This is a genomic window from Reyranella sp. GW821-FHT12G01 (genome assembly GCF_058806575.1).
Genome location: NZ_JBXAPV010000001.1, coordinates 429,781 through 445,994 on the forward strand (window position 1 = coordinate 429,781; position 16,214 = coordinate 445,994).

12 protein-coding genes are annotated in these 16,214 nt (G+C 66.9%); 3 read left to right on the forward strand and 9 right to left on the reverse strand.

Translation table 11 applies throughout. From position 1 onward, the window contains the following. The first annotated feature begins 6 nt into the window (after positions 1-6). A complete protein-coding gene (locus AC1RP5_RS02045) occupies positions 7-1,239 on the forward strand; it encodes a threonine ammonia-lyase (RefSeq protein ID WP_493108898.1) in 1,233 nt (410 codons plus the stop codon). A gap of 6 nt (positions 1,240-1,245) precedes the next feature. Here the strand turns inward: AC1RP5_RS02045 and AC1RP5_RS02050 are convergent, their stop codons facing one another. Both AC1RP5_RS02050 and AC1RP5_RS02055 read right to left on the reverse strand, forming a co-directional pair. Beyond that, positions 1,246-1,731 carry a DUF2269 family protein gene (locus AC1RP5_RS02050; RefSeq protein WP_493108899.1) on the reverse strand — a complete coding sequence of 162 codons (486 nt, stop codon included), beginning with the start codon at positions 1,729-1,731 and terminating at the stop codon, positions 1,246-1,248. Further along, entirely contained in the window at positions 1,728-3,023 is a 1,296-nt protein-coding gene (locus AC1RP5_RS02055; RefSeq protein WP_493108900.1) for an SDR family oxidoreductase, read from the reverse strand. Before AC1RP5_RS02055 ends, AC1RP5_RS02050 begins: the two co-directional genes overlap by 4 nt. A gap of 83 nt (positions 3,024-3,106) precedes the next feature. Here AC1RP5_RS02055 and purH point away from each other — a divergent pair, with 83 nt between their 5' ends. Further along, positions 3,107-4,720 carry a bifunctional phosphoribosylaminoimidazolecarboxamide formyltransferase/IMP cyclohydrolase gene (gene purH, locus AC1RP5_RS02060; RefSeq protein WP_493108901.1) on the forward strand — a complete coding sequence of 538 codons (1,614 nt, stop codon included), beginning with the start codon at positions 3,107-3,109 and terminating at the stop codon, positions 4,718-4,720. A gap of 112 nt (positions 4,721-4,832) precedes the next feature. Here the strand turns inward: purH and purT are convergent, their stop codons facing one another. The 7 genes from purT to AC1RP5_RS02095 form a co-directional block, all read right to left on the reverse strand. Next, positions 4,833-6,023: a formate-dependent phosphoribosylglycinamide formyltransferase gene (purT, locus tag AC1RP5_RS02065; protein WP_493108902.1), complete on the reverse strand. Its 1,191-nt coding sequence runs from the start codon at positions 6,021-6,023 to the stop codon at positions 4,833-4,835. 36 nt (positions 6,024-6,059) lie between these two features. After that, on the reverse strand, positions 6,060-9,200 hold the full coding sequence (locus AC1RP5_RS02070) for an efflux RND transporter permease subunit (protein WP_493108903.1): 3,141 nt from the start codon (positions 9,198-9,200) through the stop codon (positions 6,060-6,062). Then, complete coding sequence (locus AC1RP5_RS02075; RefSeq protein ID WP_493108904.1) at positions 9,197-10,474, reverse strand: efflux RND transporter periplasmic adaptor subunit; 1,278 nt, start codon at positions 10,472-10,474, stop codon at positions 9,197-9,199. The genes AC1RP5_RS02070 and AC1RP5_RS02075 overlap by 4 nt, the downstream gene beginning before the upstream one ends. Further along, entirely contained in the window at positions 10,475-11,416 is a 942-nt protein-coding gene (locus AC1RP5_RS02080) for a diacylglycerol/lipid kinase family protein (RefSeq protein WP_493108905.1), read from the reverse strand. A gap of 104 nt (positions 11,417-11,520) precedes the next feature. Further along, positions 11,521-12,843: an aspartate aminotransferase family protein gene (locus AC1RP5_RS02085; RefSeq protein ID WP_493108906.1), complete on the reverse strand. Its 1,323-nt coding sequence runs from the start codon at positions 12,841-12,843 to the stop codon at positions 11,521-11,523. Then, complete coding sequence (locus AC1RP5_RS02090) at positions 12,840-13,730, reverse strand: MurR/RpiR family transcriptional regulator (RefSeq protein WP_493108907.1); 891 nt, start codon at positions 13,728-13,730, stop codon at positions 12,840-12,842. The genes AC1RP5_RS02085 and AC1RP5_RS02090 overlap by 4 nt, the downstream gene beginning before the upstream one ends. A 22-nt stretch (positions 13,731-13,752) precedes the next feature. Beyond that, positions 13,753-14,781 (reverse strand): amino acid ABC transporter substrate-binding protein, encoded by a 1,029-nt coding sequence (locus AC1RP5_RS02095; protein WP_493108908.1) that lies wholly within the window; start codon positions 14,779-14,781, stop codon positions 13,753-13,755. 340 nt (positions 14,782-15,121) lie between these two features. Between AC1RP5_RS02095 and AC1RP5_RS02100 the strand changes: the two genes are divergently transcribed. Further along, positions 15,122-16,192 carry an efflux RND transporter periplasmic adaptor subunit gene (locus tag AC1RP5_RS02100; protein WP_493108909.1) on the forward strand — a complete coding sequence of 357 codons (1,071 nt, stop codon included), beginning with the start codon at positions 15,122-15,124 and terminating at the stop codon, positions 16,190-16,192. Positions 16,193-16,214 lie beyond the last annotated feature (22 nt).

The following is a 16,214-nucleotide window of genomic DNA, read 5'->3' on the forward strand; positions in this document are numbered from 1 at the left end:
GTTGCCATGACCGCCGATACTCTTCCTGTTTCTTTGGCCGACGTGCGCGCCGCTGCGGCACGCATCGCGGGCGCCGTCGTCCACACGCCCTGCCTGCGCAGCGAGACGCTGTCGCGCATCGCCAAGGCCGATATCTGGGTGAAGTTCGAGAACCTGCAGTTCACCGCCTCCTTCAAGGAGCGCGGCGCGCTGAACACCCTGCTGCAGCTCACCGACGAGGAGCGGCGCCGCGGCGTGATCGCCATGTCGGCCGGCAACCACGCGCAGGGCGTCGCCTATCACGCGGGCCGGCTCGGCATTCCCGCGACCATCGTGATGCCGTCCTTCACCCCCAACACCAAGGTGAAGCACACGCGCGACCACGGCGCGCGGGTCGTGCTGAAGGGCGACACGCTGTCGGAGGCGGCGGCCGAGGCCCATCGCCTGGCCGACGAGGAGAAGCTGGTCTTCGTCCATCCCTATGACGATCCGCGCATCATTGCGGGCCAGGGCACGATCGCGCTGGAGATGCTGGAGGACGCGCCCGAGATCGACACCCTGGTCGTGCCGGTTGGCGGCGGCGGCATGCTCGCCGGCTGTGCCGTCGCGGCGCGCGGCCTCAAGCCCGACGTGAAGATGATCGGCGTCGAATCGGCCGGCTACTCGGCCATGCGCCAACTCCTGGCCGGCGAGACGGTGACGGTGGGCGGCGACACGATCGCCGAGGGCATCGCGGTGCGCGACATCGGCCAGAAACCGCTCGCCATCGCCCGGGCGCTGGTCGACCGGGTGCTGTCGGTCGACGAGGTGGCGATCGAGCGCGCCATCGCGCTCTTCCTGGAGGTCGAGAAGACCGTGGCCGAGGGTGCGGGCGCCGCCGGCCTCGCCGCGCTGCTCGCCCATCCCGAGGTCTTCAAGGGCCGCAAGGTCGGGCTGGTCCTGTGCGGCGGCAACATCGACACCCGCCTGCTGGCCTCCGTCCTGCTGCGCGGCCTGGTCCGCGACGGCCGCATCGTGCGCCTGCGCCTGATGATCCCCGACCTGCCCGGCCAGCTCGCCCGGGTGGCCCGCCTGATCGGCGGCGCCGGCGGCAACATCGTCGAAGTCCAGCACCAGCGGCTTTTCGGCAGCGTCGTCGCCAAGTCCACCGAGCTCGACGTCACCGTCGAAAGCCGCGACCGCGACCACGCCCGCGAACTGGTCGCGGCGCTGCAGGCCGAAGGCTTCACGGTCCGGGTCCTGGAGGGGGCGGACGCCTAACCGCGTTCACCAGAGGTCGGGTTTGGCGACCATCAGCAGATAGACGACCACCAGCGCGATGAAGGCTGGCCAGCCGAGGGTAAACCACAGCCGCATAGCGCGGTAATAGGCGGGCGGCAGGGGCTGGTTCGTGGCGAGCGCCTGCGCAGCGAGATCGCGGGCGCGGATCTGCAACACGACGACGGGCACCCAGCAGGCGAACGCCAGGGCGTAGAGCGCGTAGGTCAGGACGAGCCAGGACGCTGTGAGATCGAGACCGCCCTGCATCACAAGCGCGAGGCCCGTGAGCGGCTGCAGGATGCCCGCCGGCAAGGTGAACAGCCAATCGGCCAGCACGACGTTATGCGCTACCACCGCAATGCCGCGCACGTCGCCGCGCAGATGCGCGAACCACATCTGGAAGGCCGTGCCGATGCCCGTGCCGAACAGCACCGTGCTGCTCAGGATGTGCAGCCACTTCATCCAGAGATAGGAGTCGATTCCCAGGATCACCGTTCCTCCTCCAGGACCGCCCAGACGCCGATCAGCGCGAGAATGGGGAGGTTCTTGAGCAAGGCTCCAAACGGTTCGAGCCAGAGCGACGGAACCAGCAGGGTCAGCAGGATTGTGTAGCCGCCGACTACGGCAAACTGGATCGCCGCCATCCAGCGCGGCCGCCAGCGAAGCAGCAGCGCGATGGCGATCAGCAGATCGACGACGGAGAAGGCAAGGGCCAGCGGCCGTGATGGTAGTCCCAGGCCCGAAAAGGCAGCATCCACCGTGGCGTAGGAAGCAACCGGCGCCAGCACGCCGGCAAGCGCCGAGCCTATCCATAAGAGAATCAACGCCGTTCGCAGTAACGGCCGCAGGAAATACAGCCGTGCGTGCCAGAGGTCCTGAGTTTGTGCTGGGCGGCGCATCAGCATGTCGTCCATGCGGCGCGGCGCGAAGCCGATCTGGTCGGCAAAAGCGGTAACCGGCTCCTTACCCGCATTGCCGACCTCGAGCTGGCGCAGGCTCGCGGTTCCGAGCGGGCCACCACCCGCAAGATCGGCAAAGCGGGCAGCGACGCGCATCAGCGGCATCGGGATCGCGAGAAAGGGAGCGGGCTCGAAGCCGAGCCAGGCTCGATACTTCGCGATCAATTCACGCAGGGTCACGATTTCCGGACCGACAGGTTCGAGCGTCTGGCGCGCAAACCGATCGGTCTCCACGACGCACACGACTGTCTCTACGAGATCGTCGAGATGGATCGGCCGGAACGAGGCCGAGCCGTCACCGACCAGCGGACTCACACCGGGCAAGCCGGCAAGCCCGCGCAGCGCCGACGTGCCGCCATAGCTACCCTCGCCATAAACCAGCGACGGTCGCAGGATCGTCCAATCGACCGGCAGGCTGCGCAGATGATCGTCGGCGCGCTTCTTGGTCAGCGCATATTCGGTGCCTGCCTCGTCATCGGCACTGATGGCCGATATCTGCACCACGCGGCGGATGCCCGCCACCACACAGGCATCGAACAACGCGATCGGCGCGGTTGCATGGATGGCCTGGATATCCTGCCCTCGCCCGCCCTGCAGGACGCCGGCACAGTTGATGACGGCCTCCACGCCGGCCAGCCGGGATCGCCAGACCTCGGGCGAGGTGTCGCGATTGAGGTCGGCAGCAAGGACCTCGACGTCCGGCCATTTGCGGCGGAAGGCGGCCGGGTCTCGCACTGCGGCGACCATTTTGTGGCCCCTCGCCTGCAGGCCGGACAGAAGCTGCCCGCCGATGAATCCGTTCGCGCCTGTCAGCAGAATTCGCACGGCGGGAACTTAGCAAAACCGCGCCACCTTGGCGCGATGAGCCGCCATGGCGATCCACCGCCGACCGGGCTAAAAGACCGGCCATGTCCGCCTCGACCCAATACGTCCCGTCGCCCACGCCCGATCTGGCCCGCATCCAGCGCGCGTTGATCTCCGTCTCCGACAAGGAGGGCCTGGTCGAACTGGGCAAGGCGCTGGCGGCGCACGGGGTGGAAATTCTCTCGACCGGCGGGTCGGCCAAGTCGCTGCGCGACGCCGGCCTCAAGGTGGTCGAGGTCAGCGACCATACCGGCTTCCCCGAGATCATGGACGGCCGCGTGAAGACGCTGCAGCCCTCGATCCACGGCGGCATCCTGGCCCGCCGCACCGACGCCGGCCACCAGAAGGCGATGAGCGACCACAAGATCGCGGGCATCGATCTTGTGGTGGTGAACCTCTACCCGTTCGAGGCGACCGTCGCGCGCGGAGCCGACTTCCCGACCTGCGTCGAGAATATCGACATCGGCGGCCCGGCGCTGATCCGCGCCTCGGCCAAGAACCACGATTTCGTGACGATCGTGGTCGACCCCAAGGACTATGCCTCGGTGCTGCAGGAGCTCGACGCCAACAAGGGCGCGACGACCCTGGCGCTGCGTCGCAAGCTCGCGGCCAAGGCCTATGCCCGCACGGCGTCCTACGATTCGGCGATCGCCAACTGGTTCGCAAGCCAGGAGGGCGAGACCTTCCCCGAGCGGCTGACCCTCTCGGCCGAACGCGTGCAGACGCTGCGCTACGGCGAGAACCCGCACCAGAAGGCCGCCTTCTACAGCGACGGCACCAAGCGCCCCGGCGTCGCCACGGCGCGCATGATCCAGGGCAAGGAATTGTCCTACAACAATATCGGCGATACCGAATCGGCTTACGAGTGCGTCGCGGAGTTCGCCGAATCCGCCATCGTCGTCGTGAAGCACGCCAATCCGTGCGGCGTGGCGGTCGATGCCGACCAGTTCACCGCCTACCAGAAGGCCTATGCCTGCGATCCGGTCTCGATCTTCGGCGGCATCGTCGCGGTCAATCGCACGCTCGAAGCCAAGGTCGCGGCCGAGCTGGTGAAGCTGTTTCTCGAAGTGGTGATCGCGCCCGATGCGACGCCCGAGGCGCTGGCGATCCTCGCGACGAAGAAGAACGTGCGCGTGCTGCTGGCCGGCGCCCTGCCCGATCCGTCGACCGCCGGCATGACGCTGAAGAGCGTGGCCGGCGGCTATCTCTTCCAGACGCGCGACAACGGGCATCTCCAGAAGAGTGACCTCAAGGTCGTGACCAAGCGCTCGCCGACGGCGAAGGAACTCGACGACCTCCTGTTCGCCTTCACCGTAGCCAAGCACGTGAAGTCGAACGCCATCGTCTATGCCAAGGACGGCGCGACTGTGGGCGTCGGCGCGGGACAGATGAACCGCCGCGACAGCTCGCGCATCGCCGCCATCCGCGCCGCCGAATCGGGCGAGGCCGCGGGCCTGAAGGTCAGCCCTGCCGTCGGCAGCGTCGTGGCTTCGGATGCTTTCTTCCCGTTCGCCGACGGCCTGCTGGCCGCCGCCGAAGCCGGCGCGACCGCGATCATCCAGCCCGGCGGTTCTATGCGCGACAAGGAAGTGATCGACGCGGCCGACGAGAAGGGCCTCGCGATGGTGTTCACCGGGATGCGGCACTTCCGGCACTAAGGTCGAATTGTCGTCCTGAGCGCAGCGAAGGACCTTGCGGAACGACCACAGCACTCTGTCGCTGGCGCTAGATCCTTCGCTGCGCTCAGGATGACAATGGTCGGGTGCGCGCCTACCCGACCTTGATCTGCTTCGCGGACGCCATTGCCTTGCGGCGGGCTTCCTTGACCGTGCGGGCGGTTGCCAGCGCGACGGCCATGCGGCGGTGGCCCTTCACTTCGGGCTTGCCGAAGATGCGCACCGACGTGCCGGGCTGCACCAGCGCTTTGGCGATGCCGGTGTAGGTCGGGTCCTTGAGGTTGCCGTCGCCCAACACGGGCACCGAGGCACCGGGCTGGCAGGTGATCTCGGGGATCGGCAGGCCGAGGATGGCGCGTACGTGCAGCTCCATCTCGCTCATGTTCTGCGAGACCATCGTCACCATGCCGGTATCGTGCGGGCGCGGCGAGAGTTCGGAGAACCAGACCTTGTCGCCCTTCACGAACATCTCCACGCCGAACAGGCCGCGGCCTTTGGCACCGCACAGCTCGTTCACGACCTTCTTCGCGATGTCGCGCGCCTTGCGCAGGGCCGTCTTCGACATGGCGTGCGGCTGCCAGCTCTCGCGATAGTCGCCGTCGACCTGGATGTGGCCAATCGGCTCGCAGAAGCCGAAGCCGCCGTCGTGGCGCACGGTGAGCAGGGTGATCTCATAGTCGAAGTCGATGGCGCCCTCGACGATGACGAGACCGGTGCTGGCGCGCGTGCCCTCCATTGCGGTCTTCCAGCTCCTGGCCACGTCGGCGGGCTTGCGCGCGACGCTCTGGCCGTGGCCGGAAGACGACATGGTGGGCTTGATGAAGCAGGGAAAGCCTACGGCCGCCGCGCCGGCCTGCAGCTCCTCGAGGCTGGCGGCAAAGCGATAAGGTGAGGTCGGCAGCTTGAGTTTCTCGGCCGCGAGCTTGCGGATGCCACGGCGGTCCATGGTGAGCTGGGCAGCGCGCGCCGTCGGGATGACGGTCCAGCCTTCCTTCTCCAGCTCGACCAGCGTGTCGGTGGCGATGGCCTCGATCTCGGGCACGATGAAGTCGGGCTTCACCGTCTCGACGACATGGCGCATCGCCCCGCCGTCGCGCATGTCGAACACGTAGGCGCTGTTGGCGACCAGCATCGCCGGCGCATCGGCGTAGCGGTCGCAGGCGATGACCTCGATGCCGAAGCGCATCGCCTCGATGACGACCTCTTTGCCGAGTTCACCGGAGCCCAGCATCATGAGCTTGATCGCGGACCGCTTGAGCGGCGTGCCGAATTTCTTAATCTTCATCCGGCGATGATAGCAGTCCGCCGGACGATTCGTCCGCTAGTGCGCGGCCGGCGGCGCCGGGTTTTCCCCATCCGGCTTGGTCTCCGCCTTGCGACCGCGGGTCAGCAGGCGGAAGAACAGGGGCACGAACAGGATGGCGATGAAGGTCGCGGCCAGCATGCCGCCGACCACGCCGGTGCCGATCGAATGGCGGCTGGCCGAGCCGGCGCCGCTGCTGATCGCCAGCGGCAGCACGCCCAGGATGAAGGCGAGCGAGGTCATCACGATCGGCCGAAAGCGCAGCTTGGCCGCCTCCATCGCCGCGTCGTAGGCCGAGAGGCCCTGCTGGTAGCGCTGCGAGGCGAACTCGACGATCAGGATCGCGTTCTTGGCGGCAAGACCGATCAAGGTGATGAGACCGATCTGGAAATAGACGTCGTTCTCCAGGCCGCGGATCCAGACCGCCAGCAGCGCGCCGAACACCGCGAAGGGTACGGCGGTGATGACGGCGAGCGGGAGCGACCAGCGCTCGTACTGCGCCGCCAGGATCAGGAACACCATGACGAGACCGAACACGAAGCCGAGGCTGCCCGAGCCCTGGGTCGCCAGCTCCTGATAGGCCGAACCGGTCCAGCCGATCGTGTAGTCGTTGGGCAGGGTTTCGGCCACGACCTGCTGCATGGCCGCGATCGCCTGACCCGAGGAGTAGCCCGGCGCTGGATTGCCCAGGATCTTGGCAGCGGGGAAGATGTTGAAGCGGTCGACCGTGTCGGGACCGACGATGCGCGTCACCGTCACCAGCTCGTTGAGCGGCACCATCACGTTCTTGTCGGACTTCACGAAGACCTGGCGCAGGTCGTCCGGCTTCTCGCGAAAGTCCGCTTCCGACGACAGGCTGACGCGATAAGTGCGGCCGAACAGGGTGAAGTCGTTGACGTAGAGGCTGCCGAACGAACTTTGCATCGTGTCGAAGATCGAGTTGATCGGGATGCCGATCGCCTTGGCCTTGTCGCGATCGACGTCGATCCGGTACTGCGGCACGCTCGTCGAGAAGGTGGTGGAGACGCCGGCCAGCTCGGGATGCTTCGCCGCCGCCGCCACGACCTTGTTCGCGGCCTCCGCGAGGCTCGCCAGCGAGCCGCCGGAGCGGTCCTGCAGGTAGAATTCGAAGCCGCCGGTCGTGCTCATGCCCTGGATGGGCGGCGGATTGAAGCCGATCACCACGCCGTCGCGGAAATTGGCATTCAGCCCCGCGAGTGACGGCGCGAGATTGCGGGCGTCCTGTTTGGGATCCTTGCGCTCGGACCAGTCCTTCAACGTGACGAAGGAAATGCCCGAGTTGGTCTTCTGCGCGCCCGACAGCAGGTCGAAACCCGAGAAGGTGACGATGTTGGCGACCGCCGGGTTCTTGCCCAGCTCCTCGGTCGCCTTGGCCGTCACCTCGCGCGTGCGGCTCAACGAGGCGGCAGGCGGCAGCGCCGTCACCAGGAAGACGTAGCCTTGGTCCTCGTTGGGCACGAGGCCGCCCGGCACTTTCTGGAACAGGAAGACGGTCGCGCCGATGATGACGGCAAGGCCTGCCAGGCCGATCACGGTGCTCTTCAGCAGGAACGACACGCCGCCGGTGTAGCGCTCGGTTATCCAGTCGAAGCCCTTGTTGAATCCGGCAAAGAACCGTCCGGGCTTCTCGTGGCCGGGCTTCAGGATCAGCGCCGCCAGTGCGGGCGTCAGTGTCAGCGCCACGATGCCCGAGATCACCACCGAGACCGCGATGGTCACCGCGAACTGGCGATAGAGCTCACCCGCCAGGCCGCCCAGGAAAGAGACCGGGATGAACACCGCGCACAGGACCAGCACGATGGCGATGACCGGGCCGGTCACCTCCTGCATGGCCTGGATCGCGGCCTCGCGCGGGCTCTTGCCCTCGGTCGACATGATGCGCTCGACGTTCTCCAGCACCACGATCGCGTCGTCGACCACGATGCCGATCGCCAGCACCAGTCCGAAGAGCGTGAGCAGGTTGATGGAGAAGCCCAGCAGGTACATGCCGGCGAAGGTGCCGATGATCGAGACCGGGATGGCGATGACCGGGATGATCATCGCGCGCACGCTCTGCAGGAACAGGAAGACGACCAGCACCACCAGGATGATCGCCTCGATGAAGGTGATGACCACCTCCTCGATCGACACCTCGACGAAGCGCGTGGTGTTGAACGGCACGTCGTAGCGCAGCCCCTCGGGGAAGCGCTTGGAGATGCGCTGCATCGTCTCGTTGACCGACTTCGCCACCTCCAGCGCGTTGGCGCCTGGCTGCAGGTAGACGCCGATCGGCACGGCGGGCGCGCCGTTGAAGATCGCCGAGAAACCGTAGGTCAGCGCCCCCAGTTCGACCCGCGCCACGTCCTTGAGGCGCAGCGCGCCGCCGATCTCGTCGGAGCGGATGATGATGTTCTCGAACTGGGTGGGATCGACCAGTCGCGCCGGGGTGGTCACCGAATAGGTGAAGACCTGCGGGTTGGTCATCGGCTCCTCGCCGAAGCGGCCGGCGGCGAACTGCGAGTTCTGCTCGCGGACCACGGCCGCGACCTCGCCCGGCGTCAGATTGTATTGCGCGAGCTTGTCGGGCCGCAGCCAGATGCGCATCGAGTAGTCCGATGCGCCGAACAGGGCCGCATCGCCGACGCCCGGCAGGCGGCGCAATTCGTCGATCACATTCACCAGTGCGTAGTTGCTGATGAACACCGTGTCGTAACGCCGGTCGGGCGACGACATCGTCATCACCATCAGGATCGAGGTCGAGCGCTTCTGCACCACCACACCCTGGCGCGCCACCTCGGCCGGCAGCAGCGGCAGCGCGCGCTGCACGCGATTGTTCACGTTGATGGCGTTCTGGTCGGGATTGGTGCCGATCTCGAAGCTGATCGTCAGGCTCATCGTGCCCGAGCCGGTCGAGGTCGAGCGCATGTAGATCATGCGTTCGACGCCATTGATCTGCTGCTCGAGCGGTGCGGCCACCGTCGATGCGATGGTCTCGGCCGTCGCGCCCGGATAGCTCGCCGTCACCACCACGTCGGGCGGCACGATCTGCGGATACTGCGAGATCGGCAGCGCCCGCATGGCGACAAGGCCGGCGAGCACGATGACGATCGACAGGACGCTGGCGAAGACCGGCCTGTCGATGAAGAACTTTGAAATCACGGTTTGGTCCCGCCTCCGGCCGGTGCGGGAGCGGCTGGAGCAGGAGCAGGACCAGAGGGGGCGTTCGCGGCCGGCGTGCCCTGGGGAGCCGAAGCAGGTGTCGCGGCGGCAGGAGCCGGCGGCGCAGCCACAGGCTTCACCTTGGCGCCTGGGCGCACACGGATGACACCGTCGACGACGACCCGTTCACCGGCCTTCAGGCCGTTCTTCACGATCCAGCCCTTCTCGACCTCGCGGTCGAGCTGGACGGGACGGGCCTGCGCCACGTCGTTGGCATCGAGCACATAGACGGCCGCGCCCTGCGGGCCCTGCACGATCGCCGTCTTCGGCACCAACACCGCGTTCGGCATGGTGACGCCGATGATCTCGACCCGCACGAACTGACCGGGCAGCAGGCCACGCTTCTCATTGGGGAAGACCGCGCGGATCTGCACCGTGCCCGTGCGGGGATCGACGATGCTGGAGCTGATGTCGACCTTGCCGTCGTAGGGATAGACGTCGCCGTTGCCGAAGCGAAGCTTGACCGTGACGTCCTCTTCCTTGAGCGGCTTGTCGCGCTTGCGGTTGATCTCCGTCAGCTCGCGCAGCTCGCTGTCGGTGGTGGTGAAATAGACGTAGGCCGGATCGAGCTGGGTGATCCGTGTCAGCACGGTCTGCTGCGGCTGGACCAGCGTGCCCTCGGGCGGCGAGGCCTCGATGCTGGTGAGGCCCGAGATCGGCGCCTTGATCACGGTGTATTCGAGATTGAGCTCGGCGGTCTGCACGTCGGCCTTGGCGGAGGCCAGCGCCGCCGCGGATTGCTCGCGGGCGGCCGTCGCATCCTCCAGGGCCTTCTGCGTCGACACCTGGCGCGCCGCCAATCCTTCGACGCGGGTGAAATTCTCGGCCGCCTGCGTGACCGTCGCCTGGGCCTGCGCCATCTGCGCCTTGGCCCGCGCGAGCGCGGCTTCGTAGCTGCGCGGGTCGATGCGGAACAGCACGTCGCCCGCCTTCACCGCCTCGCCGTCGGTGAATTCGCGCTTCTGCAGGAAGCCCCCGACCTGCGACCGGATCTCGACGATGCGGAAGCCGATGACGCGGCCGGCATAGAGCAAAGGCAATGGCACATCGGCCGAGGTCAGCGTGACCACACCGACTTCAGCAGGCGGCGGAGCGGCCGCTACCGGCGGCGCCTTGGGCCCGCGCAAGGCGAACCAGTAGACGGCGCCGGCCGCCACTGCGACGAGGACGAGCGCAATGAGGGTGATGCGAACGGAAGAGGTCTTGGCAGCCATCTAGTCCGTCCCGTCGATAGCGCCGACGAAGAAGCCGCGCGGCATGACCGAGATTTCGAGGGGAAGCCGGCCAATCGTCTCACCATCGAGATCGACGAGGGTTTCGGCTTCGCTCCTGAAGCAAAAGGACGTGCCGCGCGTCATGCGCACCTTCGGGTGATGGATGTGCGAACCGCTGTAGAGCTTCGGCATGACGCCAAGAAGAGCATCGAGGCGCGAGACGTCACCCACTTCCACGAGATCGAGCACCCCGTCGTCGAAGCGCGCGCCGGGGGCAATCCGCAAACCACCCCCGCCATTCTCCGTATTCGCGATCATCGCCGTGAACAAAGGCCTCGTCCCCCTATCGACACCGTCCACGGTCACTTCGACCGCACGAGGGCGAAAGCCCAAAATTACGGTGGGCGCCATCAACACATAAGCGACCTCGCCGAGCTTTTTTGCCCAGCGCGATCTCGACGTGCGATGACTGACGGACGCAGCCGCCCCGAGTGAAACGATCAGATAGCCAAATCGTTCCACGCGGCCGCCTTCGAAATCGGCGCACCGCACTTGCAGGAGATCGACGGCCTTCCGATGGCCCGACGCCGCGGCATCATAGGCAAGCGATGGCTTGGCGAGGTGACCGAGCGCGCGGCTGAGTTCGTTGGCGGTCCCGGCCGGTATTGGACAGAGCACAGCATCGGGGGCCAGCAACTTACCCGAGGGGTCGAGCAGACCGTTCAGCGTTTCGTTGACCGTGCCGTCACCCCCTACGGCCACGAAGCGGCGCGCACCGTCCTGCAAGGATGCGCGCGCAAGTTCAGTCGCATGACCCGGCGCCTGAGTGAACTGCGGCTCGACCGGTCCAAGGCGCTTCTCCAGCTCGGCCCGGATCGCGGGCCAGCGCTTTGCGGCGCCTCCCTTGTGCGCCATGCGGTTCACAATCACCGCCGTCTTCATGGGGGAAGACTAGCGCGACCGGAGTGATCTCGTCATGCGGACCGCGGGCTTCCAGGCCCGCATCATAATCCGAGCGGGCCTGGAGGCCCGCGGTCCGAAGAAGACTACGCCAGCGCGTCGTCGATCGCGCTGCCCAGCCGGTCGACGATGTCGCCGATCTGCTCGGCCGTCACGATGAACGGCGGCGCCAGCAGCACGTGGTCTCCGCGCTGGCCATCGATCGTGCCGCCCATCGGATAGACCATGAGACCGCGCGCCATCGCCGCCTTCTTCACCTTCGCATGGAGCTTGCGGGCCGGATCGAACGGCTCCTTGGTCGAACGGTCCTCGACAAGTTCGACGGCCTGGAAAAGGCCGCGACCGCGAATGTCGCCGACATGCGCATGATTGCCGAAGCGCTCGCCCAGCCGCCGCTGCAGCAGCGCGCCCATCGTCTTCACGTTGGCTAAAAGGTTGTCGCGCCGGATCGTTTCCTGCACGGCGAGGCCCGCGGCGCAGGCCATGGGATGGCCCATGTAGGTGTGACCGTGCTGGAAGAAGCCGCTGCCCTTCTCGAAGGCCTCATAGATGTGCTTGCCCAAAAGCACCGCGCCGATCGGCTCATAGCCGCCGCCCAGGCCCTTGGCGATGGTCATCAGGTCCGGCGCGATGCCTTCCTGTTCGCAGGCATGGAGCGTGCCGGTGCGGCCCATGCCGCACATCACCTCGTCGAGGATCAGCAGCACGCCGTGGCGGTTACAGATCTCGCGGATGCGCTTGAAGTAGCCCGGCGCGGGCGGCACCGCGCCCGATGTCGCGCCGACCACAGTCTCGGCAACGAAGGCCAGCACCGTGCCGGCGCCCAGTTCGAGGATCTTCTCCTCCAGCAGGTCGGCCGCGCGCAGGCCATAGGCCTCGTCGGATTCGCCCGGCTGCTGGTAGCGATAAGCAAAGCAGGGATCGATGTGATGCGTCTCGATCAGCAGCGGCGAGAAGGGCGCACGCCGCCACGCATTACCGCCGGCCGCCAGCGCGCCCAGCGTGTTGCCGTGATAGCTCTGGCGCCGAGCGATGACATGACGACGGCCGGTCTCGCCGCGCTCGGTGAAGTATTGCCGCGCCATCTTGAGCGACGCCTCGATCGCCTCGGAGCCGCCGCTCACCAGATAGACGTGGCTCATCCCCTTGGGCGCGTCCTCGATCAGCCGGTCGCCGAGTTTCTCGGCCACATCGGTCGTGAAGAAGCCGGTATGGGCATAGGCGAGCTTGTCGAGTTGCTCGTGCAGCGCCGCCGTCACCGCAGGATGGCCGTGACCGAGGCAGGAGACGGCCGCACCGCCCGAGGCGTCGAGATAGCGCTTGCCGGTGCTGTCGACGATCTCGATGCCCGAGCCGCCGGCGGCCACGGGAAGGTTTCCGCCGATCTGGCGATGCAGGATATGGGTCATGGTCTTTCCGATGAGGGGCGACGGGTGAGATGGACACCGAAGGCCGAGAGCTGCGCTTCGGTGCGTTCGAGGGCCGCCAGCGCGGTCTGGCCGCCATTGCCTGCCACCAAAGCGGCGAGGATCTCGGCGACCGCCAGCAGCGGCGTCATGGTGTGGAAGAAGGACGGGCTCTCGGTCGCCACCAGGATGGTGGCGGCGGCCAGCGACGCGAGCGGCGAGACCGCACTGTCGGTAAGTGCGACTACAGGCACACCGCCGGCGGCGGCATAGCGGGCCGCCTCGATGGTGGCGCGGGCATAGGGCTCGACACTGGCTGCCAGCAGCACGTCGTTCGGCCCGGCGTCGCGGATCGCGTCGAGGCCGGTGCCGCCGGCATCGTCGAGCATCACGGTTTTGTCGCCCAGCAGCGACAGCATGTAGTGGAAGTGCCAGGCGGCGGCATGGCAGGAGCGCAGGCCCAGGCAATAGACCCGCCGCGCGGCATGCAGGCGGCTCGCCGCATCGGCCAGCCGGTCGAGCGACGACGGCTCGGCCAGCCGTGCGATCTGGCGCGACAGCGACAGCGCCATGTCGGCGGCAAGCGCGCGCTCGCCATGGACGATCTGCACCTCGACCTGGACTTCGGCCTTGCCGGCAAAGCCCAGGGTGCCGGCGCGCACCGCCCCGGCATAGAGCGCGCGGACCTCGTCGTAGCCGTCGAGGCCCAGGCGCTTGGCCAGCCGCGTCATGGTCGCGGCCGGCACGCCCGCGCGCCGCGCCTGCTCTCGCATCGAGAGCAGGGCGACATCGTCGGGCCGGTCGAGCATGTAGCGCGCCGCAGTCTTCAGCTGCGGTGGCAACAGCTCGTAGGTCTCGACGATCGATGCGGTAAGCGGACCGCCGGTCATCGTTACCTTCTCCGCGGTCCTGCTAGCGCAGCGGGACCGGGTACATCAGGCCGCTCTTGGTCCACAGGCCGTTGAGACCACGCTGGAGCTTGAGCGGGCTGTCCATGCCGACATTGCGCTCGTAACTCTCGCCGTAGTTACCGACCTGCTTCACGATGTTGTAGGCCCACTTCTCGTCGATCTGCAGCGCCTTGCCGTTGCCCGGCGTGACGCCGAGGAAGCGCTTCACCAACGCGTCGTTCGACTTCAGCTGCTCGTCGACATTGGCCTTGGTGATGCCGCGCTCCTCGGCCTCGAGCATCGCCATGAACGACCAGCGCACGACGGCCAGCCACACATCGTCGCCGCGGCGCACGAACGGTCCCAGCGGCTCCTTCGAGATCAGCTCGGGCAGGACCATGTAGTCGGCCTGCTTGCCGCGGGTCGCCAGCGCCGAGGCGAGCGCCGAGGAATCCTGGGTCATGGCATCGCAACGGCCGGCAAAGAACGCCTCGTACATGACGTCCTGGCTCTCGAAGACGACGGCCTTGATCTGCAGGTTCCGGCCGCGGAACCAGCTCGCCATGTTGAACTCGTGGGTCGTGCCCTGGGCCACGCAGATCGTGGCGCCGGCCAGCTCGGCCAGGCCCTTCACGTTCAGCTTCTTGGGCACCATGAAGCCCTGGCCGTCATAGAAGTTGATGCCGGCATACTGGATGCCGAGACCGGCATCGCGCTCGAGCGTGATGGTCGAGTTGCGGACCAGGATGTCGATCTCGCCCGACTGCAGGGCGAGGAAACGCTGCTGCGCCGAGAGCGGCACGTACTTGGCCTTGGTCGCATCGCCCAGCACGGCGGCGGCAACGGCGTTGCACATGTCGATGTCGAGGCCGGTCCACTTGCCCTGGCTGTTGGGCAGCGAGAAGCCGGCCAGGCCGACATTGACGCCGCAGATGACCTGGTCGCGCTTCTTCACGGTCTCCAGTGTCGACGGCGTCTGGGCCGAGGCACTGGCCGCAAGAAAGGCGAAGGCGCCGGCGACAGCGCCGGCCGCGAGAAATCGCTTGAGCATGTAAATCCCCCTGATTTAGGTCTTTCGACCGTATCGCAGATCGATCCCGGCTCGCAACAAACGAGTCTCTTATCGGTGATTTGATCCGTTTGTTTCATTCATTGCCCAAGGCTTGGGCGCTGGCATTGCCAGCACGAAAAATGCCGTTTCTTCTAGGGTCCTCGGTTACTTCGGCGGGAATTGACACCGGTCCGTGCGGCAACCACATGTCCACCTCGCGACGCAAAATAGATCGCGGGGGAGTTTCGAGTTGTCCGTACGCCGTCGCCTGCTGGCTCTTGCCAGCCTTTCGCTCTTGGCCCTGTCGTCCGCCGCCCTCGCGCAGGGGGGTCCGCCGGCCATGCCGGTCGGAGTCTCCGAGCCGATCGCCAAGCGCGTGACCCAGTGGGACGAGTATTCCGGCCGCTTCGAGCCGGTCGCCACGGTCGAGGTCCGCGCCCGCGTCTCGGGCTTTATCGAGAAGCTGCACTTCAAGGACGGCCAGACCGTCAAGCAGGGCGACCTGCTGTTCACGATCGACAAGCGCCCCTACGAGATCGCCGTCGAGTCGGCCGAGGCCGAGGTCGCTCGCAACAAGGCCCAGGTCGATCTGGCCGAGCTGCAGGTCAATCGCGGCGCCTCGCTGATCGCCTCGCGCACCATTACCGAAGCGGAGAACGATTCGCGCAAGTCGAGCCTCGCGGTGGCCCGCGCCCAGCTCAAGACAGCCGAGTCCTCGTTGAACAACGCCAAGCTCAATCTCGAATGGACCGAAGTCACCGCGCCGATCGACGGCCGCATCTCCGACCGCAAGATCGATGCCGGCAACCTGATCCAGGGCGGCCAGAGCGGCGCGACCCTGCTGGCAACCATCGTCAGCCAGGATCCGATCCGCTTCGTGTTCGAGATCTCCGAATCCGACCATATCCGTTACGCCCGCCTGTTCCTGTCGGGCTCGCGCGCCGCGCAGTCGAGCGACCTGCCCGTGCGCATCCGCTTGGCCGACGAGGCCGAGTGGACGCGCACCGGCAAGATCGACTTCGTCGACAACTCGCTCAGCCTGCGCTCGGGCACGATCCGCACCCGCGCCGTCGTCGACAACAAGGACCGGCTGCTGACGCCCGGCGTCTTCGCCCGCGTCCAGCTCTATGGCGGCGAGTACGACGCGCTGCTGGTGCCCGACTCGGCCGTGATCTCCGACCAGGCGCGCAAGATCGTGTTCGTCGTCGGCCCCGACAATGTCGTGCAGGCCAAGCCGGTGACGCTCGGCCCGCTGGTCGACGGTCTCAGGGTCGTGCGCACGGGCATCACCGCCACCGACAAGGTCGTGCTCGACGGCCTCGCCAATCCGATGGTTCGCCCCGGCGCCAAGATCGTGCCGCAGCCGGCCGAGATCAAACCCTCCCCCGCTCCGGCGGTCACGGGCCGCTAAGCGACCTCCGCCCGCAGCCGGA